The sequence below is a fragment of the Nocardiopsis dassonvillei genome (assembly GCF_964273065.1).
In the GTDB taxonomy this organism is placed as follows: Bacteria; Actinomycetota; Actinomycetes; order Streptosporangiales; family Streptosporangiaceae; genus Nocardiopsis; species Nocardiopsis dassonvillei_B.
In genome coordinates, this window is the sequence record NZ_OZ186815.1 from 949,824 (window position 1) to 972,974 (window position 23,151).

The following is a 23,151-nucleotide window of genomic DNA, read 5'->3' on the forward strand; positions in this document are numbered from 1 at the left end:
CGGTGGGCGACACGAGCACGGAGGCGCACCTCACCCTGACGCGGATGCTGTTCGGCGGGATGGCCGCCCACCTGGTCGGCGGGGCGGTCCGGCTGGGCCTGCCCGCCGCCCTGGGCGAGGAGGGGTCCACCGCCGCCGACCTGGCCCGCGCCCTGGACGCCCGCACCGACACCGTCCAGCGGCTGCTGCGGGCGCTGGCGGCCCTGGGCCTGGTCGAGGAGGGGCCCGGGGGCCGCTACACTCCCACCCCCGCCGGCCGACTGCTGCACCCGGACCACCCCGATTCCCTTGCGGCCGCGGCGCGCTTCTACACCGACCCCATGCTGATGGACTCCTGGCGCGGGCTGGAGGGGAGCGTGCGCGACGGGTCGGTGGCCTTCGACCGCCTGCACGGGGAGTCGTTCTTCGAGCACCTGGACCGCGACGCGGACCGGGCGGAGCTGTTCCACTCCGCGATGGCGGACCGGACCCGGGGCACCGGGCGGGTACTGCCCGGCGCCTACGACTTCGGGCCGTTCGGCACGGTCGTGGACGTGGGCGGCGGCGACGGCACGCTGCTGTCGGCGGTGCTGGCCCGCCACCGGCACCTGGACGGCGTACTGTTCGACGCGCCCGGGGGCGCTGCCCGCGCGCCCGCGGTGCTGGAACGGGCCGGGGTCGCCGACCGGTGCCGGGTGGTGGCCGGCGACTTCTTCCGCTCCGTCCCGGCCGGGGACGTGCTGCTGCTCAAGAGCATCGTGCACGACTGGGACGACGAGCGGGCCGCGGCGATCCTGTCCCGCTGCCGGGAGGCGGTGGCCGACGGCGGGCGGCTGCTGCTGGTGGAGCCGATGCTCCCGGAGGGGTCCGGGCCGGACGTGTCGCCGGTCCCGTTCCTGAGCGACCTGAACATGCTGGTCAACACCGGCGGCCGGGAGCGCACCCGCGCCGACTTCGAGGACCTGTGCGCCCGCTCCGGGTTCACGGTGGCGTCGGTGCGCGTCCTGCCTCCGCCGTCGGGGTTCGCCCTGGTGGAGGCGGTCCCCGTGTGACCCGGCCCGGCGGCCGCGGCCGGCCGCCGGGCACCGGTTCTCACGCGCGGAAGGCGTCGGCGTTCTCGCGGGCCCAGCGCGCGAAGGTGAGCGCGGGCCGCCCGGTGACCTCCTCCACGGTGGGCAGCACCCGCCCGGCGATCCCGGGCGGGTCGGTGGCCAGGGCGATGCCGAACTCGACGTACTCCTCGGGGAGCCCCCGGGCACGCAGGCGCTCCCGCTCCTGCTCCTCGGTCAGGCGCACCCAGGGGACCTCGCGCCCCAGGGCCTCCCCGATCGCCCGCGCCCGGTCGGCGGGGGTGAGGGCCTGCGGACCGGTCAGGGTCAGGTCGCGGCCGCCGTGGCCGCCCCCGGTGAGGACGACGCCCGCGACGGCGGCGATGTCGGCCTCGTGGACCGCGGCGCTGGGCCACTCGGCCAGGGTGCGCACCGCGCCCGCCTCCCGCACGTCGGGGGCCCACTCCAGGGCGCCGGACATGAACTCCAGCGGGACCAGGACCGTCCACTCCAGGCGGTCTGTGCGCACGGCCTCCTCCAGGGGGCTGCCGCCGAAGGCGCCCAGGACGGTGGTACGCCGCACCCCGGAGGCGACGGCCAGCTCGACGATGCCGGAGGCGTCGGCCAGTTCGGCCCCGTCGTCGCCGCCGAAGGTGATGAGATGGGCGCCGTCCACCCCGGCGAAGACCTCCTCCAGGGTGGCGGTGTCGGTGAGGTCGCCGCCCACCACCTCCACCCCGGGGCCGAGGTCGGCACGGTCGGGGCGGCGGGTCAGCGCGCGGACCGGGTGCCCCCGGTCGGCGAGCCACCGCACCAGGTGGCGCCCGACGGTGCCCGTCGCACCGGTCACCAGAATGGTCATGGTCGTCCCTCGTCTCTTCCGTCCCGGTCGGGTCGCCCCACTCTTTCGACGGTGGAGGTCACCCGGTGTCCTCCACCCGAACGCTCTTTCCGGCTTCCGGCCCTGGCACCGGACGGGCCGTTCGCGGTCCAATGGGGCGATGAGCACCTCTCCCACCGCCGCAGAGTTCCTGGCCCGCCTCGACGGGCACCGCAGCGACGAGCAGCTGCGCAAGTACCAGCGGTACTTCCGCTTCGACGCCGACGACCAGGACCCGGACGACTACTTCATCGGGGTGCGCATGGGCACGGTGTTCGCGCTGGCCAAGGAGTTCCGGGCGATGGGCACGGACGAGATCGAGAAGCTCATGGACAGCCCGGTCCACGAGGCCCGCGCGGGGGCCATGAGCATCATGGAGAAGAAGGCGCGGGACAGGCGGGCCACCCCCGAGGAGGTCGGCGAGCTGGCGGAGCTGTACCTCCGCCGTCACGACCGGGTCGACGACTGGGACCTGGTGGACCTGGCGGCGCACCACGTGGTCGGCCGCCACCTGCGCGAACGCCCGCGCGACGTGCTGTACACCCTGGCGCGCTCGCGGAACCCGTGGGAGCGGCGCACCGCGATCGTGGCGACGGCGCACTTCATCGCGCACGGGGACCTGGACGACGCCTTCGCCCTGTCGGAGATCCTGCTGGAGGACGACCACGAACTCGTCCAGAAGGCGGTGGGCTGGATGCTGCGGGCGGCCGGGGAGGTCGACCGCGACCGGCTGCTGGCGTTCCTGGACGCGCACGCGGCCGGGGCGCCGCGGCCGCTGCTGCGGGCCGCGATCGAGAAGCTGCCGCCGGACGTGCGCGCCCACTACCGGTCGCTGAAGCCGTGAGCGGGGCGGCGCCCGCCCACACGGGCCGGGCGCCGGTGCGGCGCACCCGTACGGGTCCGGGAGGGAGGCCCCGGAGCGCCGGGCCCCTCCTCCGTGCGGGACGGCGGCCGCCCCGCGCGGCCACGGCGCGGCCCGGCCGCCCGGCGGCCCGCACCGGGGCCCGGGGCCGGGCTCACACGGGCGAGCGGTGCTCCCTGACGTGCCGCGGGACCCCGATGCCCGGCCGCAGCAGCGGGTCCGGTTCCGGTTCGCCGAACACCTGGCGGACCGGGACGACCCCCGCCCAGACGTCCAGCCCCATGTCCTCCTCCTCGTCCCCCGGGGGTCCGGTCCGGACCTTCACCGACGCCTCGGCCAGCGGCAGCGCCAGCACCAGGGTGGCCGCCATCTCCTTGCGGGTGGGCTCGCGCACCGCCTCCCACCGGCCCGGGGCGATCTGCTCGGTCAGGGCCCGCAGCCCGGCCGTGCGCTCGTCCTCGTCGGTCACCACCCGGGGGCTGCCGTAGATCACCGCCGACCGGTGGTTGACCGAGTGGTGGAACGCCGACCGGGCCAGCACCAGGCCGTCGACCAGGGTGACCGTCACGCACACCTCGCCACCGGCGTTCAGCGACCGCGCCCCCGTGGATCCGTGCAGGTAGAGGGTGTCGCCGATGCGCCCGTAGGCGGTGGGCATCACGCGCGGGGCGCCGTCCACGACCACGCCCAGGTGGCAGAACAGCCCCTCGTCGAGCAGGGCGTACAGCTCGGCGCGGTCCTCGCGCTGCTTGTGCCTGCCCCGGCGCAGGCGGGTCCGGTCCGTGGCCGAGAGGGGGGCGGAGGAGGCGTCCGGGACGTGCGTGGTTTCGGTGGTCGAGAGCATGCCCCAACGCTAGGGGCCGGGTGGTCCCCCGAACAGGGCCACTTCCGCCCCGGAACGCACGACCACTTGCGCGGTCTCACGCGGTGGTGTCGACGACCACCTTGCCGCGCACGCCCCCGGCCTCCAGCGCCCGGTGCGCCCCGGCCACGTCCGAGAGGGGGAACACCCGGTCCACCACCGGCCGCAGGTGGCCCGCCTCGACCAGGCGCGCCACCTCCTCCAGCAGGTCCCGGCGCGGGTCGCCGCTGAAGAACCGCACCCGGCGGCGGCCGAACACCGACGAGCCCAGGATGTGGCCCAGGGAGCGGAACGGGCGGCCCGGGTCGAAGGCCACCGCGACCATCCGCCCGCCCGGGGCCAGCAGCCGCCGGTAGGCGGGCAGGTCGGTGCCGACCGTGTCCAGGACGACGTCGAAACGGCCCAGGTCGGCCGGGCCGGTGGTGCGGTAGTCGAAGGCCTCGTCGGCGCCCAGCCCGCGGGCCGCGTCCAGGTTCTCGGCGCGGGCCAGTGCGGTGACGTGCGCCCCGTAGGCCTTGCCCAGCTGCACACCGCCCACGCCCACACCGCCGGTGGCGCCGCGCACCAGCAGCCGCTCGCCCGGGCGCAGCCGCGCCTTGTCGCGCAGGGCGGTGACGGCCGTGGTGGCGACCGGGATCGCCACCGCCTGGACCGGGTCCATCCCCGGCGGGACCGCGGCGATGCGGTCCGGGGACGCCGCGACGTACTCGGCCATGGCGCCGAAGCCCCGCAGCAGGCCCCACACCCGCTCGCCGACCGCGACACCGCGCACGTCCGCCCCGACCGCGACCACGTCGCCGACGAAGTCCATGCCCACCGCCTTGGGGAACCGGCCCATGACCAGGCCGCCCAGCGGCCCCAGCGCACCGGACCGGCCGTACAGCTCGCCGCCGTTGACACTGGAGGCCAGCGCCCGCACCAGGACCCGGTCGTTCCCGTGGTCGGGCACGGGGCGGCGCCCCTCGTAGATCACCTCCGGCGGTCCGTACCGGTCGAACACCGCCGCGCGCATCTCCTGTGCCATCCGTCTCCCCCGTTCGGTTCCCCGGCGCCGGACCGGCCCTCGGTCCGCGCCACCTGAACGGTAACCAGGGAAACGGAGGGCACCGCCCACTTCGCGGTAATGTGAGACACATGCCCGGTGATCCCTCTCAGATGGCCGCGTCGGCGCCGCTGCGCACCGACGCGCTGCGCAACCGCGCACGCATCCTGCGCGCCGCCCGCGAGGCGTTCGCCGTCCACGGGATCGACGTGCCCATGGCCACCGTCGCCCGCCGCGCCGGGGTGGGCACGGCGACCCTCTACCGCCGCTTCCCCACCCGCGACGCCCTGGTGGCCGAGGCGTTCGCCGACCAGGCCGCCGCCTGCGCCGGCGTCGTCGACGACGCCGCGGCCGACCCCGACCCCTGGCGCGGGTTCGCCGACGCCCTGCACCGGATCGCCGCCATGCAGGTCGCCGACCGGGGGTTCACCGCCGCGTTCCTGCGCGACTCCCCCCTGTCCCCCGGGCTGGAGGCGCGCCGCGTCCGGGCCGAGAGGGGCATGGCGGCGCTGATCGGCCGCGCCAAGGCCGCCGGGGTGCTGCGCCCCGAGTTCGACCGCACCGACCTCACCCTGGTCCTCATGGCCGTCGACGGCATCCGCGCCGACACCGCCGAGGCGGCCCGCGCCGCCGCCCGCCGCCTGGTCGCCCACCTGCTGCGGTCCTTCCGCGCCGTCCCCGACCCCGCTCCGCTGCCGCCGCCCGCCCCGGTCGGCCTGTACCACTTCCGGCCCCGGCGCTAGGAAGCGCGCACCCGTGACCCGACAGCACGCCGAACCGGCCCTGCACCTGGACCGCTCCGGCGGCGCACCGCTCACCGTCCAGCTGGCCGCCGCCCTGCGCGCCGCCGTGACCGACGGCTCCCTCGCCCCGGGGGAGCGCCTGCCCTCCAGCCGGGCCCTGGCCGCCCAGCTGGGGGTCGGCCGCACCGTCGTCACCGACGCCTACCAGCAGCTGTACGCCGAGGGGTGGCTGGAAGGACGCCACGGGTCGGGCACCTACGTCGCCCCGGGCGCCGCGCCCGCACCCGCCGCGCCCGCACCCATCGAACCGGCCTGGCGCACCGCCGCCGCCCGCAGCGGCCGCACCGCCCCGTCCGAGGAGCGCCCCTCCCGCTCCCGGCTGCGCGAACGCGGCCTCGTCGACCTGCGCCCGGGCGCCCCCTGGGTGCGGTCGGTGGACCAGGCCGCCTGGCGGCGGGCCTGGCGCCGCGCCGCCGACCTGCCCCAGACCGACGACCCCGACCCGCGCGGCCTTCCGAAGCTGCGCGGCCTGCTCGCCGAGCACCTGCGCCGGGCCCGCGGCATCGCCGTGGGGCCGGAGAACATCCTGGTCACCCGCGGGACCGGCAACGGCCTCGACCTGGTGGGGGCGGCCCTGATCGCCCCGGGCGACCGGGCGGGGGTGGAGGAGCCGGGCTACGGGAAGGCCCGCACCGTCCTGGCCGCCCGCGGAGCCCGCGTCGTCCCCTGCCCGGTGGACCGCGACGGCCTGGTCGTGGACGCGCTCCCCGACGACCTGGGCCTGGTGTACACCACCCCGGCGCACCAGTACCCGCTGGGCGGACGGCTGCCCGTCCCCCGCCGCGAGCTCCTCATCGCCTGGGCCCGCGCGACGGGGGCGCTGGTGGTCGAGGACGACTACGACGCCGAGTTCCGCTACGACGTGGCCCCGCTGCCCGCCCTGTACGGGATGGACCCGGGGCGGGTGGTGCTGCTGGGCACCCTGTCCAAGACCCTCACCCCGGACCTGGGCGTGGGGTGGGTCGTCGCCGAACCCGACCTGGTGGAGCACCTGGCGCGGGTGCGCGCCGGCCTGACCGACCGCACCCCGGGGCCGGTGCAGGCCGCCACGGCGGTGCTGCTGGAGCGCGGCGACCTGGACCGGCACCTGCGGCGGATGCGCGCCGAGTACGCGCGCCGCCGCGCCCTGCTCATCGAGTACCTGGGGCCGCGGCTGACCGGAGACACGGCGGGGCTGCACGCGATGCTGCCGCTGCCCGCCGAGGCGGTGGCCCCGGTGGTCGCCGAGGCCGCCGCCCGCGGGGTGGTGGTGGACGACACCGGCCGCACCAGCCACGGCACGCCGACCGTGTACGGCCTGGTACTGGGGTACGGGTCGGCGTCCGTCGCCGACCTGCGGCGCGGGTGCGCGGTGCTGGCCGCCCTCCTGGACCGCCGCCTGGGCCCCGCCTGAACCCGCCCCGGCGGGCCGGGGCTCAGGACGACACGGCCTCCCACGCCCGGCGGACCCGCTCCAGCCGGGCCCGGTTCTCCTGCGGCCAGTCCTCGCGGACCTCGACGGGCACCCGCACCTCCACCTGGGTGGAGGGCGTGTCGTGCACGGTGATCGTGAAGGGGTCGTCGGGGACCACCGACAGCCAGGCGCTCCGGTCCGAGGGGGGCCACTCCACGGCCCGGTCGGCCGCCAGGTCGTCCAGCCGCCGCTCCCAGTCGTCCAGGTCGGCGCCGGTGACGGCCAGGCGGAGCCGACCGCGCACGAAGTCGCTCTCCACCACCAGTTCGCCGTCCATGTACCCGGCGCCGGGGGTGTCGGGAACGGTGACCGTCACGGCGACCGCCCGGTGGGGGTCGTGGAAGCGGAACAGGTCGAGGGCGGGGGGACCGCCGGAGGGGGTGGACGACATCGGGGGGCCTTCCTGGGCTCTGGGCGGAACCGGGAGTTCCGCGCAGAACCCAACGAACCCGCCCCCCGGCCGGTTCCGCGGAACACCGGCGACCCTCGGACGCCCGGGACCGCCCGCGCCCGCCGCACCCGTGCGGACCACGGCGGGGGCGCCTCAGGGGACGAGGTCCTCCAGCGGGGCGGCGGCGCCCTCGCGGACGGCCGCGTCCGCGACGGCCCCGCCCAGGGCGGCGCGGACCGCCTGCTCGGCGCGGTCGGCGTCGGCGCGTTCGGCGGCGGGCAACGGCGCCCCCGAGGCGTCGCGCAGCGCGCGGGCCGCACCCAGCAGCCGCCCCGCCCAGCGGTGCCGTCCGACGGCCGCACCCGCGGACGCCAGGGCTTCCAGCACCAGCGCGACCGCACGCGGGTCGCCGCTCTCCCCGGCCGCCTCCCAGGCCTGGAACCGATGGGCCAGGGCGGCTTCCACGTCGCCGCGCTCCTGGGCGACGTACCCCAGCTCGACGGCCACCAGCGCCGCCGTCCCCCTGTCCTGGGCGGACAGCCGTCCGCGGAGGTCCAGCAGCCGGTCCTGCGCCTCCTCGAGGTCACCCGCGCGCCGGGCCACCAGGGCCGACCCCAGGTCCGCGAACAGCAGCCCCGGGTGGTCGTCATGCTCGCGGGCCGTCCTCGCCGCCCGCGCGTGGTACTCGCGGGCCCCCGGGAGGTCTCCTTCCAGCAGGGCGATCCGCCCCAGCCCCGCCAGCTTCCACGGCACGTCGTGCCACAGTCCCAGCTGCTCGGCGGTCCGCAGTCCTTCGGAGTGGAGCCGCCGGGCCCGCCCCAGGTCCCCCCGGGCCTGGGCCACCGCCGCCGCCACGTCCCCCGCCTGCACCAGCCCCCACCGGTCCCCCAGGTCGGCGAACAACCGCAGGCTCTCCTGCGCGTCGGCCCCCGCCTGTGCCACCTCCCCGCCCGTCAGCCGGTGCCAGGCCCGCTGCACGAGAGCCGCCGCCGTCCCCCACCTGTCGCCCGCTCCGGCGAAACCGTCCAGTGCCCGCTCCAGCACCTGTACCGCGCGCTCCCCCGCCGTGAACAGGCACACCGCCAGGAACCAGCGCGCCCGCGCCAGGTCCCGGGCCGTGCACCGCTGTTCGCAGCCGGCGAGCACCCGCCCGGCCAGGCCGACCGGGTCGTCGGCCTCGCCCGCCAGGATCCGCAGGCCCGCCGCCAGCGCCTCCCACCGGGCCCGCGTCCCGCCGGGGACCGCGACCCCCGCCTCCAGCACGCGTTCCAGGTCGCGGCGGCACTCCCGGTGGCGCCCGCGCAGGTACCGGTACCAGGCCAGGGCGTCCACCAGCCGCACCGCCCGCTCCCCGTCGCCGGTGCGCAGCGCCGTGTCCACGGCGACCCGCAGGTCGGCGGACTCGGCGTCCAGGCGCAGCAGTGCGGTGCGCTGCCCGGGCCCGTACAGCAGCGGCGCCGTCCGCTCGGCCAGGTCGGTGAAGAACGCGGAGTGCCGGGCCGCGACCCGCTCCGCCTCGCCCGCCTCGGCCAGCCGCTCGGCGCAGTACAGCGCCACCGACTCCGCCAGCCGGTAGCGGGGACCCGCCGCCTCCTCCACCGGCGCCACCCACGAGCGCGACACCAGCCGCTCCAGCAGTTCCACGGCGTCCTCGTCCGGTTCCGCGCACACCGCCTGCACCGCCTCCAGGGAGCAGCCGTCGGCGTGCACGGCCAACCGGCGCAGCACCCGCCGCTCGGCCCCGCCCAGCAGGTCCCAGCTCCAGTCCAGTGTGGCGCGCAGGGTCCGCTGCCGGGCCGGGGTGCGGCGCGGTCCGCCGTCCAGCAGCCGCAACCGGTCGTCCAGCCGCTCGGCCAGCGCCCGCACCCCCAGGGACCGGACCCGGGTGGCGGCCAGCTCCAGTGCCAGCGGGAGGCCGTCCAGCCGGCGGCACAGCGCGGCCACCGCCTCCAGGTCCTCCTCCCGCACCCGCGGGGCCCGGCTCAGGAACAGTGCCACCGCCCCGGCCGCCCGGATCGTCTCGGTGTCCGCACCGGGCGGGGGCACCTCCAGGGGCGGCACCACGTACACGTGTTCCCCGGGAACCCCCAGGGGTTCGCGCCCGGTGGCCAGGACGCACAGGCCCGGTGCCCGTCCCAGCACGCGCCCGACCAGGTCGGCGGCCCCGTCCAGGACGCGTTCGCACCCGTCGAGCACCAGCAGGCCCCGGGATCCCGCCAGTGCCCGGGCGACCCGGTCGGCGGTGTCGCCCACGGGATCGCCCGGGGCGGGGTCGCGCAGGCCAACGGCGTCGGCGACCGCACGCGCGACGGTTCCGGTCCCGGCCCGCGGACGGGACGAACCGGGAGGGCCGGGGTCGGCCTCGACCCACCACACCCCGTCGGGGAACGGCTCCCCGGCGGTACGGGCCGCCTCCAGGGCCAGTCGGGTCTTGCCGATGCCGCCGGGACCGGTCAGGGTGACCAGGCGTTCGCGGACCAGCACCGCACGCACCGACTCGGCCCGGCCCTCCCGGCCCACGAGGGCGCCGACCGGGGCGGGCGGCCCGGCCCGGGAGGGCACGGGAAGCGGAGCGCGCAGGCCGGGGTCGTCGGCCAGGATCGCCCGGTACAGGGCGGCCAGCTCCCGCCCCACCTCCACTCCGGCCTCCTCGTGCAGCAGGTGGGCGGTGCGCGCGTAGCCCTCCAAGGCCTCGCCGCGGCGGCCGGACCGGTACAGGGCGAGCATGTGGGCGGCGCGGGCGCGTTCGCGCAGCGGATGGGCGTCCACCAGCGCGGCCAGGTCGGCGGCGACCGCGTCGTGTGCGCCCAGTTCCAGGTGCGCCCGGGCCTGTTCCTCCTGCGCCGCCAGGCGCGCCTCCTCCAGTCGGAGGGCCGTCGGCCGGGCGAACGCCTCCCCGGCGAAGTCGGCCAGGGCCGGTCCCCGCCACAGGTCGAGGGCGTCGCCCAGCAGGGCGGCCCGGGTGCGCGGGTCCCCCGCGGTGCGGGCGCGTTCCACCAGGGCCTCGAACCGGTCGGCGTCCACCGCGCCGGGTGCGTGCCCGAGACGGTAGCCGCCGTGCTCGGAGACCACCGCGGCGCGGCCGCCGGCGGCCGCGCCGTCCAGGGCCCGGCGCAGCTGGGACACCTTGGCCCTCAGTGCGGAGCGGGGCCGGGTCGGCGGCCGCTCGTCCCAGAGCACGTCGATGAGGCGGTCCGCGGGCACCGTCCTGCCGCGGGCGGTGAGCAGGACGGCCAGCAGCCGCCGCACCTTGAGTTCGGGCACGCGGACGGGGGCGTCGCGCGCGGTGCGCACCTGCACCGGGCCCAGGACACGGAATCGCATGGTCGGCGCCGCCGGACCTCCTCGCTCGCGGCCGGTGCCCCGCCGGGGGCGCGGCGGGGCACCACAGGGTTTCCCGGGCGGGGGTGCCGGGAAACCCCGGCCCGGTCCCGGGCGGTCCGCGGCCCCCGCCCTCAGTCCCGGACGGTCCGCGGCTCCCGGGCCGCGGCGTCCGCCGTCCGGGGCCCCAGGGGCGGGACCCGGCCCAGCAGGACGAGCACCAGCACCGCGGTGGCGGCGGTGACCACCGCCCCGGACGCCATCACGGCGCCCATCCCGGCGGTGAACGCCTCCCTGCCGGCGGCCAGCAGCCCCCCTGCCAGCGGTTCGGGCAGCCCCTCGGCGGCGGAGAGCAGTCCGCCGGAACCGGCCCGCACGCTCTCCTCCACCGGGCCGGGCAGCCCCTCGGGCAGCAGGCCGCCGATCCGGGCGCCGTAGACGGCCGCCCCCAGGGACCCGAAGACCGCGATGCCCAGCGCCGCCCCGAACTCCGCTCCGGTCTCCGCCATGCCCGAGGCCGTCCCGGTGCGTTCGGGCGGCGCCGACGCCACCACCAGGTCCGTGCTCAGGGCCAGCAGGGGCTGGGCCCCCAGCACCATGACCACCGACCCCGTCATGAACAGCGCCATCCCGCCCCCGGGTCCCACGAACGCCAGGGCGGCGAAGCCCGACGCGCACACCGCCATCCCCGCCGCGATCACCCGCGCGGGCGGGAACCGGGCGGCCAGCGGCGGCGCCGCCGACGCCCCGACGACCGCCGCCACCCCCAGCGGCACGAACCACAGACCCGCCGCGAACGGGGACAGGCCGGCCACCAGCTGGAGGAACTGGGTGAAGTGGAAGGTGAACGAATAGAACACCACCTGCCCCAGCAGCAGCGCGAGGAGGGCTCCGGTGAACGCACGGCCCCGGAACAGGTCCAGGTCCAGCAGCGGGTGCTCCAGCCGCCGCTGGCGGCGCACGAACAGCACCCCCGCCGCGAGGCCCGCCGCCACCGCCGCCACCGCGGACACGCGGAGGCCGTCGGCGGCGACCTCCTTGAGCCCGTACACCAACGGCAGGATCGCCCCCAGCGACAGCAGCACGCTGAGCGGGTCCATCCGCCCGGCCGAGGCGTCGCGGTACTCGGGCAGCAGCACCGGCCCGGCCGCCAGCAGCACCGCCATCACCGGCACGGCCAACAGGAACACCGAGCCCCACCAGAAGAACTCCAGCAGGGCCCCGCCCACCGCCGGGCCGATCACGCCGCCCAGGGTGAAGGACATCAGCCACACCGCGACCGCCGTCGAACGCTGCCGGGGGTCGGGGAACATGACGGTGATCAGGGACAGGGTGGGCGGCATCAGCATCGCCCCGGCCACCCCGAGCAGGCCGCGGGCGGCGACGAGCACGGCTGTGCTCCCCGAGAACGCGGCCAGCACCGAGGCGGCGCCGAAGGCGGCCGCGCCGATGAGGAGCAGTCGGCGGCGGCCGATGCGGTCGCCCAGGGTCCCCATGGTGACGAGCAGCCCGGCGACCATGAACCCGTAGATGTCCATGATCCACAGCAGGCCGGGCCCGTCGGCGCCCAGGTCCGCGGCCAGGTGCGGGATCGCCATGTACAGGACGGTCAGGTCCAGGGCCAGCAGCGCTGTGGGCAGGGCCAGCACCGCCAGCCCGGCCCAGTCGCGGGGTGTGGCGCGTGCGGGGGCGGTGCGGGGTCGCTGGGCGGGCATGGCGGGCCTCTCCGTGTCGTCGGCGGCGGACACGGGACAGTGTGGGCGCGCGGGGTTCGGGAAACGTTCGGGGCGGGGTGCGGCACCCGGGTCGACGGGTGGGGGTTGGTAAGGCTAACCTCAGGGAGGTTCGTGTCCGTTCGCCCCGTCCCGAGAAGAGTGTCCCGTGCGTGTCGAGAACCCCGCCCACCGCGCGATCATGCGCGCCCGCGTCGTGCGCACCGAACGGGTCACCGAGCACTTCGTCAACGTGACCCTGGGCGGGGAGGACCTCGCGGGGTTCGAGTTCCTGGGCCGCGACCAGTTCGTGCGCCTGTTCCTGGCCCGCCCGGGCCAGGAGGCCCTGGCCCTGCCCACCGAGACCGACCGCCGCTGGGTGGCGCAGCTCTACGACATGCCCGAGGAGCGCCGCCCCCACGTGCGCAACTACTCGGTGCGCCGCTTCGACGCGGCCGCCCTGGAGATGGACATCGAGTTCGTCGACCACGGCGAGGGCGGACCGGCCTCGGCCTGGGCCCGCAACGCCCGGCCCGGCGACGAGATCGGCCTGCTCACCGACGGCGTCTACTACCTGCCCTCCCCCGGCGCGCAGGCGCAGCTGCTGGTGGGCGACGAGAGCGCGCTCCCGGCGATCGTGTCGATCCTGGAGCAGGCCCCCGAGACGCTGCGCGCCCACGTGTACCTGGAGGTGCCCTCGGACGGCGACGTGCGCCCGCTGCGGCCCCTGCCGGGTGTGGAGGTGCACTGGCTGGCGCGCACCGACCCGCACGGCGTGCCCGGCCGCCTGGCCCTGGAGGCGGTGCGCGCCGCCGACCTGCCGCCGGGGCACCTGTACTGCTTCGTCGCCGGGGAGAACGCGCTGCCCACCGAGCTGCGCCGCCACCTGGTCCGCGAACGGGGCATCGCCAAGGACGACATCACCTTCATCGGGTACTGGAAGCACGGCCAGGCCGTCGCCGACTGAGTCGGGGCGCAGGGCACGGGAGGGCGGATCGGTTTACCCGCGAAAGGTAAAATTATTCTCCCACGGGCCTCTGCGTGTCCGAAATGTTATCCAATGACCTACTCTGATCCCTGGTGCGCCGCCCGGCGCCCCCAGCCAGGTCCCGAGGAGGTCATGTGGCATCCGGTCGACACAGCGCCCGCCCCGCCCCCCGCCCCTACCGCAGGTGGGCCGCCTTCGGCGTCGCCGCCGCGGTGATCGCCGCGGGATACGCGGTCGCGGGCGCCGCCGACACCCCCGCCCCCGGCCCCGGATCCGCCCAGTGCCGGGCCGCCGACGACAAGCGGCAGATGCGCGGCGCCTGGCTCACCACCGTCGGCAACATCGACTGGCCCTCCGAGCCCGGCCTGTCCGCCGAGGAGCAGCAGGCCGAGCTGGACGCCCGCCTGGACGAGGCCGCCGACCTGGGCCTGAACACCGTTTTCCTGCACGTGCGCCCCACCACCGACGCCGTGTACGAGTCCGACCTGGAACCCTGGTCGCGCTACCTCACCGGCGAGCAGGGCGGCGACCCCGGCTACGACCCCCTCGAGTACGCCGTCGCCGGAGCCCACGAGCGCGGCCTGGAGCTGCACGCCTGGTTCAACCCCTACAGGGTCGGCATCTCCTCCGACCTGGAGACCCTCGCCGACGACCACCCCGTCAAGGAGCACCCCGACTGGATGGTCCGCTACGGCGGTGAGGGGTTCCTCGACCCCGGGAACCCCGAGGTGCGGGCCTGGGTCACCGACGTGATCATGGACGTCGTGGACCGCTACGACATCGACGGTGTCCACTTCGACGACTTCTTCTACCCCTACCCCAAGGAGGGCGAGGAGTTCGGCGACGACACCTCGTGGGAGGCCCACGGCGGCGACTTCGACGACCGCGACGACTGGCGCCGCGACAACGTCGACCGGTTCGTCGCCGGAATCCACGAGCGCATCCAGGACACCAAGCCCTGGGTCCGGTTCGGGATCTCCCCGTTCGGCATCTGGCGCAACGCCGGCAGCGACCCCGCCGGATCGGACACCGACGGCCTGGAGTCCTACGCCGCCCAGCACGCCGACACCCGCACCTGGATCCAGGACGGCACCATCGACTACGTCGTTCCCCAGCTGTACTGGGAGCGAGGATTCGGCCCCGCCGACTACGAGGTCCTCACCGACTGGTGGGCCGGGCAGGTGGAGGGCACCGGCGTGGACCTGTACATCGGCCAGGCCGCCTACCGGGTGGGCGAGCCGGGCTGGGGCGAGAGCTCCCTCACCGACCAGCTCGACTACTCCGACGGCGTCGAGCAGGTCGGCGGCGACGTCTACTTCTCCTTCACCTCGCTCACCGAGGAGGCCGACGACGCCTTCGCCCGCCTGCGCGAGGAGTACTACGCCGACCCGGCGCTGCCGCCCCTGGGCGACGTGGCCGCCGACACCGACCCCGAGGTCGGGGAGGTGCGCGGCCTGACCGCCGACACCGGCGACGGGAAGACCGAGCTGTCCTGGGACGCGCTGGAGGGCGCCCGCTCCTACGCGGTCTACCGAATCGACTCCGAGCAGGCGGAGGCGGTCGCCTCCGGAGACGCCGAGGACGCCTGCGAGGTGCTGACCGCCGACGCCCTGCTCGGGGTCACCGGCACCACCTCATGGACCGACGGCTCCGGGGAGGAGGGCGCCTACGTGGTCACCGCCCTGGACCGGTACCGGGTCGAGGGCGCGGCCGCGCCGGCGGTGGACCCGCGGTCATAGTCGCCCCGCCAGGTCGCGGACGAGGATCCGCAGCACCTCGGCGCGGTGGCGCAGCGGGAAGAAGTGGCCGCCGGGCAGCACCTCCAGGACGTGCCCGCGCGTGGTGAACCCGCCCCAGCGGTCCACCTCCGCGGGGGCGGCCGCGGGGTCGTCGGCCCCGGCCAACGCGGTGACCGGCACGTCCAGGGGCGCGGGGTCCACGGGCCGGTAGGCGTCGAGGAGCCGGTAGTCGCCGCGCACCGGGGGCAGCGCCAGCGACCGCAGGTAGGGATCGTCCAGCAGGCCGGGCGGTGTGCCGCCGAGCTTCTCGATGACGGCGACCAGCCGGTCGTCGTCCAACAGGTGCGTCCCCGTGGCGGGCCCCTCCGACCCGGGGGCGGGCCGCGCCGACACGAACAGGCGCACCGGCGGCCCCAGCGGACCGGCCGCCAGGCGGTGGGCGGTCTCATAGGCGACCAGTGCCCCCATGCTGTGCCCGAACAGGGCGTAGGGGCCGGCCAGGTGACCCTCCAGGGCCGCGGCGGCACCCTCGGCCAGGTCCTCCAGCCGCTCGGGCAGGGGCTCGTCCGGCCGGGTCTCCCTGCCGGGGTACTGCACGGCGACCAGCGCGTACTCCTCGGGCAGGTCCGCCGACCAGTCCCGGTAGAAGTTCGCCGTCCCGCCCGCGTGGGGGAACAGCACCACCGTGAGCCGGGCTCGGGGCCTGGTGTGGAAACGGCGCAGCCAGGGCGTCCCCGTCCCGGGAGCGGTCATCGCGGTCCACCGACCTCTCGTTCCGTCGTTCCCGGGGCCGGTCCCCGGGGCCCGTCCAGCCTGCCATCCGTCGCCCGGCCGCCCGCCGCCGCCCCTGCGGCCCCGGGCGGGTCCGCGGCCGCGGACCCGCCCGTGTGCGAACGGCCCGCGGCCCGTTCCCCGACCGTACCCGCGACAGGGTTCCCCGCCGATCCGCGGCCGGTCGGCGGAGGCGGGGTGCCGACGGGCCGCCAGGAGGAGTGCGCCGGTCGGCCCCCCGCGAACGGCCGGGCCCGTCCCACCCGGTCGGCCCGGCCCGCGCCGCTCCCCCTCACCGCCGCTCCGCCCGCGTTCCGGTGAGCGCGCACGGCGGCGGGGCCGGTGCCCGCGACGGGTTCCCCGCCGGCCGGCCCCGCCGGTCCGCAGCCGGCCGGCGGCCCCCGCCGTCGGCGATCGGGCGGCGACGGAGGCCCGCCAGGGCCCCGGGCCGTGGCGTCCGGGCACGGCCCGGGGCCCCCCGTGCGGGTGCGGGACGGGGCGCCGTCGACGGACCGGCGGCGACCGTCCCGCTCCTCCCACCGACGCGGCCCGGTGGGCATGAGCGGGCGGGGCCGCGCGTCAGGCCCTGCCGGTGGCACCCAGGAAGGTGAGCACGGCGCGGACACGCCGGTTGCCGTCCTCGTCGGCCTCGATGCCGAGCTTGGCGAAGATCGCGGTGGTGTGCTTGCTGATCGCCCCCTCGCTGAGGAAGAGTCGCCGGGCGATGGCCTGGTTCGACAACCCCTCGGCCATCAGCGCGATGACGTCGCGCTCGCGGGCGGTGAGGGCGTCGAGCGGCGAGGCGGCGCCCGCGTTCATGATCTTCGCGACGACCGCCGGGTCGAGGGAGGTACCGCCCCGGGCGACCCGTTCCACCGCCTCGATGAACTGGTCGGCGTCGAAGACCCGGTCCTTCAGGAGGTAACCCACGCCGCTGCCGCCCGCGGCGAGCAGCTCGCGCGCGTAGAGCTGCTCGATGTGCTGGGACAGGATGAGCACGGGCAGGTCCGGCTGTCCGCGGCGCGCCTCGAGGGCGACCTGGAGCCCCTCGTCGGAGAAGGTGGGCGGCAGCCTGACATCGACCACGGCCACGTCCGGCCTGTGCTCGGCGAGCAGCCTCAGCGCGCTCGGGCCCTCCCCCGCGGAGGCCACGACCTCGTGGCCGTAGGCCTCCAGCAGCCGGACCAGCCCGTCCCGCAGGAGGTAGAGGTCCTCCACTACGACGATGCGCACGGCACCTCCACGGTGATACGGGTGGGTCCGCCGGGCGGACTGTCGATCCGGAGGACGCCGTCGAAGGCGTTGAGGCGGGTCCTGAGGCCCGCCAGGCCCGATCCGGCACCGAAGCGGGCCCCTCCGTGCCCGTCGTCGGCGACGGTGACGGCGACGCCCCCGCGGGTGCGGTCGATGGTGATGTCGATGGCCGACCCGTGCGAGTGCTTCGCGGCGTTGGCGACGAGTTCGGCGGTGGCGAAGTACAGGCTGGACTCGATCGGTGTCTCCAACCGGTGCTCCAGCGTGGAACGGACCTCGGTCCGCAGGGGCGAGTCCAGGGCGAGCGCGCGGACCGCGTCGACGAGCCCGCGTTCCACCAGGACCGGCGGGGCGATCCCCTGCGCGAGCTCCCGGAGTTCGCGCAGAGCGGCCAGCGAGTTCTCCCGGGTCTGCCTCAGCAGCGCCCTGACCTCGGTCTGGTCCTCGCCCAGCAGCCGTTCGGCCGCGCTGAGCGAGAGGCCGATGGAGACGAGCCGCGCCTGGGCGCCGTCGTGGAGGTCGCGTTCGATCCGGCGCAGCTCGGCCTCCTGCGCGTGGGTGAGGTCGGCCCGCCCCTGGACCAGCGTCGCGATCCTCGCGGCGGACCGCACGGGGGCGGACGGACCGAGGAGGCGCCGGGCCGCGAGGACGGCGACCCGCCACCCCACCGGCAGCAGGAGCACTCCGAGGACCGCCGACAGCACGGCGACGGGCCCCCTCGCCCCGTCCGGCACCGGCAGGGGCAGCAGCCCCGGCCGCACCGACTCGGCGACGCCTCCCGCCAGCAGTGCCAGGGGGAGCGCCGCGGCCGCTCCGGCGGTGAGCGGTGCGACCGGGATCCAGAGCATGTCCCGCCAGGCCGCGGGGTCGTACACCCGCGCCAGGATCCACCGGTGGACCACCGAGACCCAGCGGAACGGCTGGTAGTCGTATCCGTTCCACCAGTAGCCCGTCGCCATCCTGGTCACCGGCACGGGGGGCCGGTAGGAGTCGGGGATCTCCGTGCCGGTCCAGCGCAGGACCAGCGACCGTACGGCGTCGCAGACCGAGCGCGAGAACACCACCGCGCAGGGGACCGCCACACCGAACACGCACCAGAAGGTCCCGACCGCGCTGCCGGTCAGTTCGAGGAGGCAGAACGCGGCGACCGCCCACGTCCCGGGCAGGAGTGCGGCGAGCGCGAGGAGCACGCAGGAGCGCACCGCTCCCTCGGCGAGCGGGCGCGCGACGGCGATGAGGGGTCCACCGGGGGGCCGGTACATGCTCTTCTCCTCCGGTTCGCGGCCGAGGGACGCGGGTCCCGCCGCGGCCGTGGACGGGGGTGCTTCTCGGGGGCGGACGGTCCCGGCCCGGCCGCCGCCCTGGGCGGCGCGGCGCGCCCCGGGCCGCCCGCCCCCATTCTCCCGGTCGGCCCCGGCCGCGCGCACCGGTCCGGCACAAGTGTGGGTCCAGACCCACCCCGGCCGTGGGTCCGGACGGATTCCCGCGCGGCCGGGCGGTTCCTAGCCTCGTCGGAGGGCCGCGGGAGACCCCCGGGCCCACGCTCCCCGGTCCCGGTGCGCCGGTGCGTACGGCGGTGCCCCTCCACGGTGCCCGCGGCGCCGCGCGCCGGCTACGGACCGCCGCTCCCGCCTTCGGACCGCCCGACCCGACCGCCGTGGAGAACCGCCCGCGGACCGGGACGGCCCCTCCCGTGCACCGACCCCCGAGGAGAAACGAACCATGTCCCCGTCCACCGGTCCTTCGACCGAACGGCCCACGGGCCTCCCGCGGCTGTTCCACCTCGACAACCTGCGCACCGCCCTGACGGTGCTGGTGGTGCTGCACCATGCCGCCATCGCCTACAGCAACGTCCCGCGCTGGTACTACCTGGAGACGGCGACCGACCCCTCCGGGACACTCCTGGACCTGGTGCTGGTGCTCAACCAGGCGTTCTTCATGGGTGCGTTCTTCCTCATCGCGGGCCTCTTCGTCCCGGGCTCCCACGACCGCAAGGGCGGGCGGCGCTTCCTCCGGGAACGCCTGCTGCGCCTGGGGGTCCCGCTGCTGGTCTGGCTGCTGGCGCTCCGCCCCCTGGTGACCGTGGGCGACTATGCGCAGGCGAGGGAGGCGGCCGCCCGGGAGGGGGCCGCGCTGCCCTACTGGGAGTACTACCTGACCTCCTTCACCCCGGGACCGATGTGGTTCGTGGAGGTGCTGTTCGTGTTCAGCGCCCTCTACGTCCTGTGGCGGTACCTGGCCGGCGGGGGCCGGGGCGCGGACCGGCCGTCTCCGGCCGCGGGGCGGGCGCCCGGCCTGGCCGCCGTCACCGGGTTCGTCCTCGGACTGGCCCTGGTCGTCCACGTGTGGCGGATCCTGTTGCCGATGGACGCAGAGTTCCTGGGCCTGCCCTCGGCCGCCTACCTGCCGCAGTACGCGGCGCTGTTCGCCGTCGGGGTGGTCGCGGCCCGGCGCGACCTGCTGGGGGGCCTCTCCAGGAGGGCGGGCCGGGCGGGGTTCGCCGCGGCGGGCGCGGCCACGGTGGCGATCCTCCTCCTCGTCGTCGGCTCCTCCGGGGGGACGGAGTTCCTGGGCGGTGGGACCTGGCAGTCCCTGGTGATGGCGGTCTCGGAGTCGGTCCTGGCGGTCGGGATCACCGTGGGGCTGCTGGTGCTGTTCCGGGAGCGCCTGGACCGCCAGGGGCCCCTCGGGCGGTTCCTGTCGGGCCACGCCTTCACCGTGTACCTGATCCACCCGGTCGTGCTGGTGGCCCTGGGCTACGCGCTCAGCGGGGTGCAGGCGCCGGCCGTGGTGAAGTTCGCGCTCGTGGCGGCCCTGGCGCTGCCGCTCTGCTGGCTGCTGGCCTTTCCCGTACACGCCCTGCCGGGGGCCCGGAAGGTGCTCTGAGCCCGCCGCCCGGCCCCGGCGGGCACGGACTCGCGCCGGGATCCCCCGGGGGCCCTCACCGCGAACGGCCGTCCCCGTGCCCGGACATGCCGGACGGCACCGGGGGCGGCCGCCGGGGAGGGCCTGCCCGCGGCGCAGCCCCCGACGGCCGCCCGTCCCGTCCCGGTCCCGCGCCGGCCCGCGCACCCGCCCGCCCCCGCCGGGGCCCGGGCCGGGGCGGTGCGGTGCGCCGTCGCCGGATCGCCCGGACCGGGCCCCGGCACGACCCGCGGCCTCGGCCCCCCGCGTACGGCCCGCGCGGCCCCCGGAGCACGGAGGAGAGGCCCTCCCCCGCGCGAACGGCCCGCGCCGCACTCGACGCGCGGTCATGGTCGACCTCCAAGGCCCTCCACCCGCGTACGTCCCCCTTCCCCGCCTGCCCGGGCGGCCAGCCGGGCGGGCGGGCGGGCGGCCGGGCGGGCGGCCGGGTTTTCCACAGATCGCGGATTCCCCCGGCGCGGCCGCCCCCGAACAGCGAGAATGGGACCGAACGCGAACGACACCCCGCACCGACGCGGGGCGCGACGGGGGGACGCCGTGGTGCACGCATCCGAGGAGCCGACGTACGAGGCGCGCAGCCGCGCCGCCGCCCTGCTGCCCCGCCTGGTGGCCGCCGAGTCCGAACACCGTCTTCCACCGGTCGAATGGCTGCTGGACCGCGACGGGGGCCTGCACGGCACCGCCTCCCAGGGCGGCGCGGAGGCCGCCTACGCCTGGGTCGACTTCTTCGGCAGCTCCGTGCGCGAGGGCGACCCCGCCGGTGTGCACGGGCGCCCGGCCCTGCTCACCGGCCTGGACGACTACCGGGGGGTGCGGATCGTCGTGCGCACCCACCACTGACCGCCCGGGGGCCGCGGGCCCGCGTCGGGCCTCCGCTCGCGGAGCGCACCGCGGGGGCCGCGCGGCCGCCGCGCCCGCCCGCAACCGGCCGGGGCACCGGCGCGTGCCCCCACCGGGGCCGGCGGCACCGCCGGGAGCACCCGCCACCGGCGGGCGGCGTTCGGCGACCGCAACGGGTCCGGACGGCAACGGCCGTGCCCCCGGGCACGGACCCCGCACGGCCGACCGGTGCGGTGACCGCCGGACCGTGCGCTCAGGCGGCCCCCTGCCAGCTGCGCCACAGTGCCGCGTAGCGGCCCCCTGCCGCCACCAGCTCCTCGTGCGGGCCCTGCTCGACGATGCGGCCCCGGTCCATCACCACGACCCGGTCGGCGGCCTGTGCCTGGGTGAGCCGGTGCGCCACCACCAGGGTGGTACGCCCCTCGGTGGCCGCCAGGGAGGCCCGCTCCAGGCGCCGGGCACCGGCACTGCCCGCCTCCGCGGTGGCCTCGTCCAGCACCGCCACCGGCGGGTCCGCCAGCACCGTGCGCGCCAGCGCCAGGTGCTGGGCCTGCTCGGCGGTCAGGGCGTGGCCGCCCTCGCCGACGACGGTGTCCAGCCCCTCTGGCAGCGCGCGCACCCATCCGAGCGCGCCGACCCGCTCCAGGGCCGCCTCCGCCTCGGCGGTACCGGCCTGCGGGCGGGCCAGCCTCAGGTCCTCCAGGAGGGGCCCGGCGAACACGTGCGTCTCCTGGCTGACCAGGTACACGTGCCCGCGCAGCAGGCGCTCGCCCAGGTCCGGCAGCGGCACACCGCCCAGGTACACCTCGCCGGTGTCGGGGAGGCGCAGACCGGTGATCACCGCCGCCAGCGTGCTCTTGCCCGCGCCGCTGGCGCCCACCAGAGCCACCCGCTCCCCGGGGGCGATCTCCAACGACACCCCGTCCAGGGCGGGCGGGGTGTCGGGGCCGTACCGGTGCCCGACCCCCTTGACCCGCACCGAGGCGTCCTGCGGCCGACGCGGGTTCTCGGGCTCGGGCGCCCCGGGCAGGTCCACCACCCCGGCCAGCCGGGCCAGGCTCGCCCCGGCCGACTGCACCTCGTTGAAGTTCATGACCAGGAACATCATCGGCCCGAACAGCCGGTGGAAGTACAGGGCGGCGGCGGTCACCGCGCCCACCGTCACGATCTCGCCGCGCACCAGCCAGAAGCCCGCGACCAGCACCATCGTCAGCCCCACGCACTCGGCCGCGTTGAGCCGCGACCCGAACCGGGTCAGCAGCCGGAACACCGACACGGTGATGTCCATCGCCGCCAGGGACCGATCGGAGACCCGTTCCTCGTGCTCCCCCTCGCGCCGGTAGGCGCGCACCGCCGACCGCCCGCGCAGAGCTCCCATCATGGCGTGCGACCGCTCGCCCATCGCGACCCGCTCGCGGGCGTAGTACGGGCCCGAGATCGGCAGGTACCAGCGGGCCGCCCACACGTACACCGGCAGGGCGCACAGCCCGGCCAGGCCCAGCCGCCAGTCCAGGGCCGTCATCCCGGCCGCCGTCGTCAGCACCATGGCCAGCGCGACCACCACGTCGGGGCCGTTGCGGGCGATGCCGGTGGTGACCACGGCGACGTCGTCGCCCACCCGGGACAGCAGGTCGCCGATGCGCACCCGCTCCACCTGCGCGGCGGGCATGTGCAGGACCCGGTCCATGACGCGCTCGCGCAGCTGCGCCAGGATCCGCTCCCCGGCCCGGGTCACCAGCCAGGCGCCCGCCCCGGTGAACAGGCCCCCGGCCAGGGCGGCCGCGGCGATGACCGCGGCCGCGCGCAGCACGGCGTCCAGCCCGGCCCCGGCGGAGATATCGTCGACCATGGTGCCGAGCGTCCAGGGGGCGACCAGGCCGACCACACTGCCCGCCAGCACCACGGCCAGGGACACGGGCGTGCCCCAGCCGCTGCGCCGCACCCCGTCGCCGAGCACCGCCCAGGTGCGGCGGGCCGACGCGGTGGGCAGCAGCTCCGCGTGTTCGTCGGTCGCGCTCACGCGGTCACCGTCCTTTCCGTCCCGGGCGCACCCGCGCCCGCCACCGCCGTCCCCGCACCCGAGGAGGCTCCCACCGCGTCGCACTTCCCCCGGCCGTCCGCGCCGCCGCCCGGTACCGCTCCCCGCAGGAGGCGGCGCACGCACCCGCCGGCCCCCCGCGGCGCGCCACCACCGGACCCCCGGCCCGGACCCGCCTGCGCCCCGCCGTGCCGGAACCGGTCGGGATCGGGCAGCGCGGCACGGCGGCGCACCCGCCCCCC

Annotated in this window: 18 protein-coding genes; 8 read left to right on the top strand and 10 right to left on the bottom strand. The window is 76.9% G+C overall.

The window, feature by feature from the left end; translation table 11 throughout:
- Positions 1-2: 2 nt before the first annotated feature.
- The gene (locus tag ACSUPR_RS04540) at positions 3-1,031 is read left to right on the top strand and encodes a methyltransferase (RefSeq protein WP_436889653.1); all 1,029 of its coding nucleotides are present in this window, start codon (positions 3-5) and stop codon (positions 1,029-1,031) included.
- Positions 1,032-1,071: 40 nt separating this feature from the next.
- Here the strand turns inward: ACSUPR_RS04540 and ACSUPR_RS04545 are convergent, their stop codons facing one another.
- The gene (locus ACSUPR_RS04545) at positions 1,072-1,890 is read right to left on the bottom strand and encodes an NAD(P)H-binding protein (protein WP_436889654.1); all 819 of its coding nucleotides are present in this window, start codon (positions 1,888-1,890) and stop codon (positions 1,072-1,074) included.
- A gap of 139 nt (positions 1,891-2,029) precedes the next feature.
- On the opposite strand from ACSUPR_RS04545, the gene ACSUPR_RS04550 reads away from it, so the two are divergent.
- Positions 2,030-2,752: a DNA alkylation repair protein gene (locus ACSUPR_RS04550; RefSeq protein ID WP_436889655.1), complete on the top strand. Its 723-nt coding sequence runs from the start codon at positions 2,030-2,032 to the stop codon at positions 2,750-2,752.
- 172 nt (positions 2,753-2,924) lie between these two features.
- On the opposite strand, the gene ACSUPR_RS04555 is transcribed toward ACSUPR_RS04550, so the two are convergent.
- Positions 2,925-3,614, bottom strand: coding sequence for a pyridoxamine 5'-phosphate oxidase family protein (locus tag ACSUPR_RS04555; protein ID WP_436889656.1), 690 nt, complete (start codon positions 3,612-3,614; stop codon positions 2,925-2,927).
- 76 nt (positions 3,615-3,690) lie between these two features.
- Positions 3,691-4,656 (bottom strand): NAD(P)-dependent alcohol dehydrogenase, encoded by a 966-nt coding sequence (locus tag ACSUPR_RS04560; RefSeq protein WP_436889657.1) that lies wholly within the window; start codon positions 4,654-4,656, stop codon positions 3,691-3,693.
- A gap of 110 nt (positions 4,657-4,766) precedes the next feature.
- Between ACSUPR_RS04560 and ACSUPR_RS04565 the strand changes: the two genes are divergently transcribed.
- Both ACSUPR_RS04565 and ACSUPR_RS04570 read left to right on the top strand, forming a co-directional pair.
- Positions 4,767-5,417, top strand: coding sequence for a TetR/AcrR family transcriptional regulator (locus ACSUPR_RS04565; RefSeq protein ID WP_436889658.1), 651 nt, complete (start codon positions 4,767-4,769; stop codon positions 5,415-5,417).
- Between the two features lie 13 nt (positions 5,418-5,430).
- The gene (locus ACSUPR_RS04570; RefSeq protein WP_436889659.1) at positions 5,431-6,870 is read left to right on the top strand and encodes a PLP-dependent aminotransferase family protein; all 1,440 of its coding nucleotides are present in this window, start codon (positions 5,431-5,433) and stop codon (positions 6,868-6,870) included.
- 22 nt (positions 6,871-6,892) lie between these two features.
- Here ACSUPR_RS04570 and ACSUPR_RS04575 read toward each other — a convergent pair whose 3' ends face one another.
- The 3 genes from ACSUPR_RS04575 to ACSUPR_RS04585 form a co-directional block, all read right to left on the bottom strand.
- On the bottom strand, positions 6,893-7,321 hold the full coding sequence (locus ACSUPR_RS04575; RefSeq protein ID WP_436889660.1) for a DUF5959 family protein: 429 nt from the start codon (positions 7,319-7,321) through the stop codon (positions 6,893-6,895).
- A gap of 153 nt (positions 7,322-7,474) precedes the next feature.
- Entirely contained in the window at positions 7,475-10,645 is a 3,171-nt protein-coding gene (locus ACSUPR_RS04580; protein WP_436889661.1) for a BTAD domain-containing putative transcriptional regulator, read from the bottom strand.
- Between the two features lie 131 nt (positions 10,646-10,776).
- Entirely contained in the window at positions 10,777-12,357 is a 1,581-nt protein-coding gene (locus ACSUPR_RS04585) for an MFS transporter (RefSeq protein WP_436889662.1), read from the bottom strand.
- A gap of 166 nt (positions 12,358-12,523) precedes the next feature.
- On the opposite strand from ACSUPR_RS04585, the gene ACSUPR_RS04590 reads away from it, so the two are divergent.
- Together ACSUPR_RS04590 and ACSUPR_RS04595 are read left to right on the top strand one after the other, a co-directional pair.
- Positions 12,524-13,321, top strand: a complete 798-nt coding sequence (locus ACSUPR_RS04590; RefSeq protein WP_436889663.1) for a siderophore-interacting protein — start codon at positions 12,524-12,526, stop codon at positions 13,319-13,321.
- A 155-nt stretch (positions 13,322-13,476) separates the two neighbouring features.
- Complete coding sequence (locus tag ACSUPR_RS04595; protein WP_436889664.1) at positions 13,477-15,081, top strand: glycoside hydrolase family 10 protein; 1,605 nt, start codon at positions 13,477-13,479, stop codon at positions 15,079-15,081.
- Here the strand turns inward: ACSUPR_RS04595 and ACSUPR_RS04600 are convergent.
- The 3 genes from ACSUPR_RS04600 to ACSUPR_RS04610 all read right to left on the bottom strand — a co-directional run bounded on the left by ACSUPR_RS04600 (position 15,076) and on the right by ACSUPR_RS04610 (position 18,368).
- Entirely contained in the window at positions 15,076-15,834 is a 759-nt protein-coding gene (locus ACSUPR_RS04600) for a thioesterase II family protein (protein ID WP_436889665.1), read from the bottom strand. The genes ACSUPR_RS04595 and ACSUPR_RS04600 overlap by 6 nt on opposite strands.
- A gap of 597 nt (positions 15,835-16,431) precedes the next feature.
- Positions 16,432-17,085 (bottom strand): response regulator transcription factor, encoded by a 654-nt coding sequence (locus ACSUPR_RS04605; protein WP_436889666.1) that lies wholly within the window; start codon positions 17,083-17,085, stop codon positions 16,432-16,434.
- Positions 17,070-18,368, bottom strand: a complete 1,299-nt coding sequence (locus ACSUPR_RS04610) for a histidine kinase (protein ID WP_436889667.1) — start codon at positions 18,366-18,368, stop codon at positions 17,070-17,072. The genes ACSUPR_RS04605 and ACSUPR_RS04610 overlap by 16 nt, the downstream gene beginning before the upstream one ends.
- A 460-nt stretch (positions 18,369-18,828) precedes the next feature.
- Here ACSUPR_RS04610 and ACSUPR_RS04615 point away from each other — a divergent pair, with 460 nt between their 5' ends.
- Both ACSUPR_RS04615 and ACSUPR_RS04620 read left to right on the top strand, forming a co-directional pair.
- Complete coding sequence (locus ACSUPR_RS04615) at positions 18,829-19,992, top strand: acyltransferase family protein (RefSeq protein WP_436889668.1); 1,164 nt, start codon at positions 18,829-18,831, stop codon at positions 19,990-19,992.
- Between the two features lie 576 nt (positions 19,993-20,568).
- Positions 20,569-20,871: a hypothetical protein gene (locus ACSUPR_RS04620; RefSeq protein WP_436889669.1), complete on the top strand. Its 303-nt coding sequence runs from the start codon at positions 20,569-20,571 to the stop codon at positions 20,869-20,871.
- A 253-nt stretch (positions 20,872-21,124) separates the two neighbouring features.
- On the opposite strand, the gene ACSUPR_RS04625 is transcribed toward ACSUPR_RS04620, so the two are convergent.
- Complete coding sequence (locus ACSUPR_RS04625) at positions 21,125-22,891, bottom strand: ABC transporter ATP-binding protein (RefSeq protein WP_436889670.1); 1,767 nt, start codon at positions 22,889-22,891, stop codon at positions 21,125-21,127.
- Between the last annotated feature and the right edge of the window lie 260 nt (positions 22,892-23,151).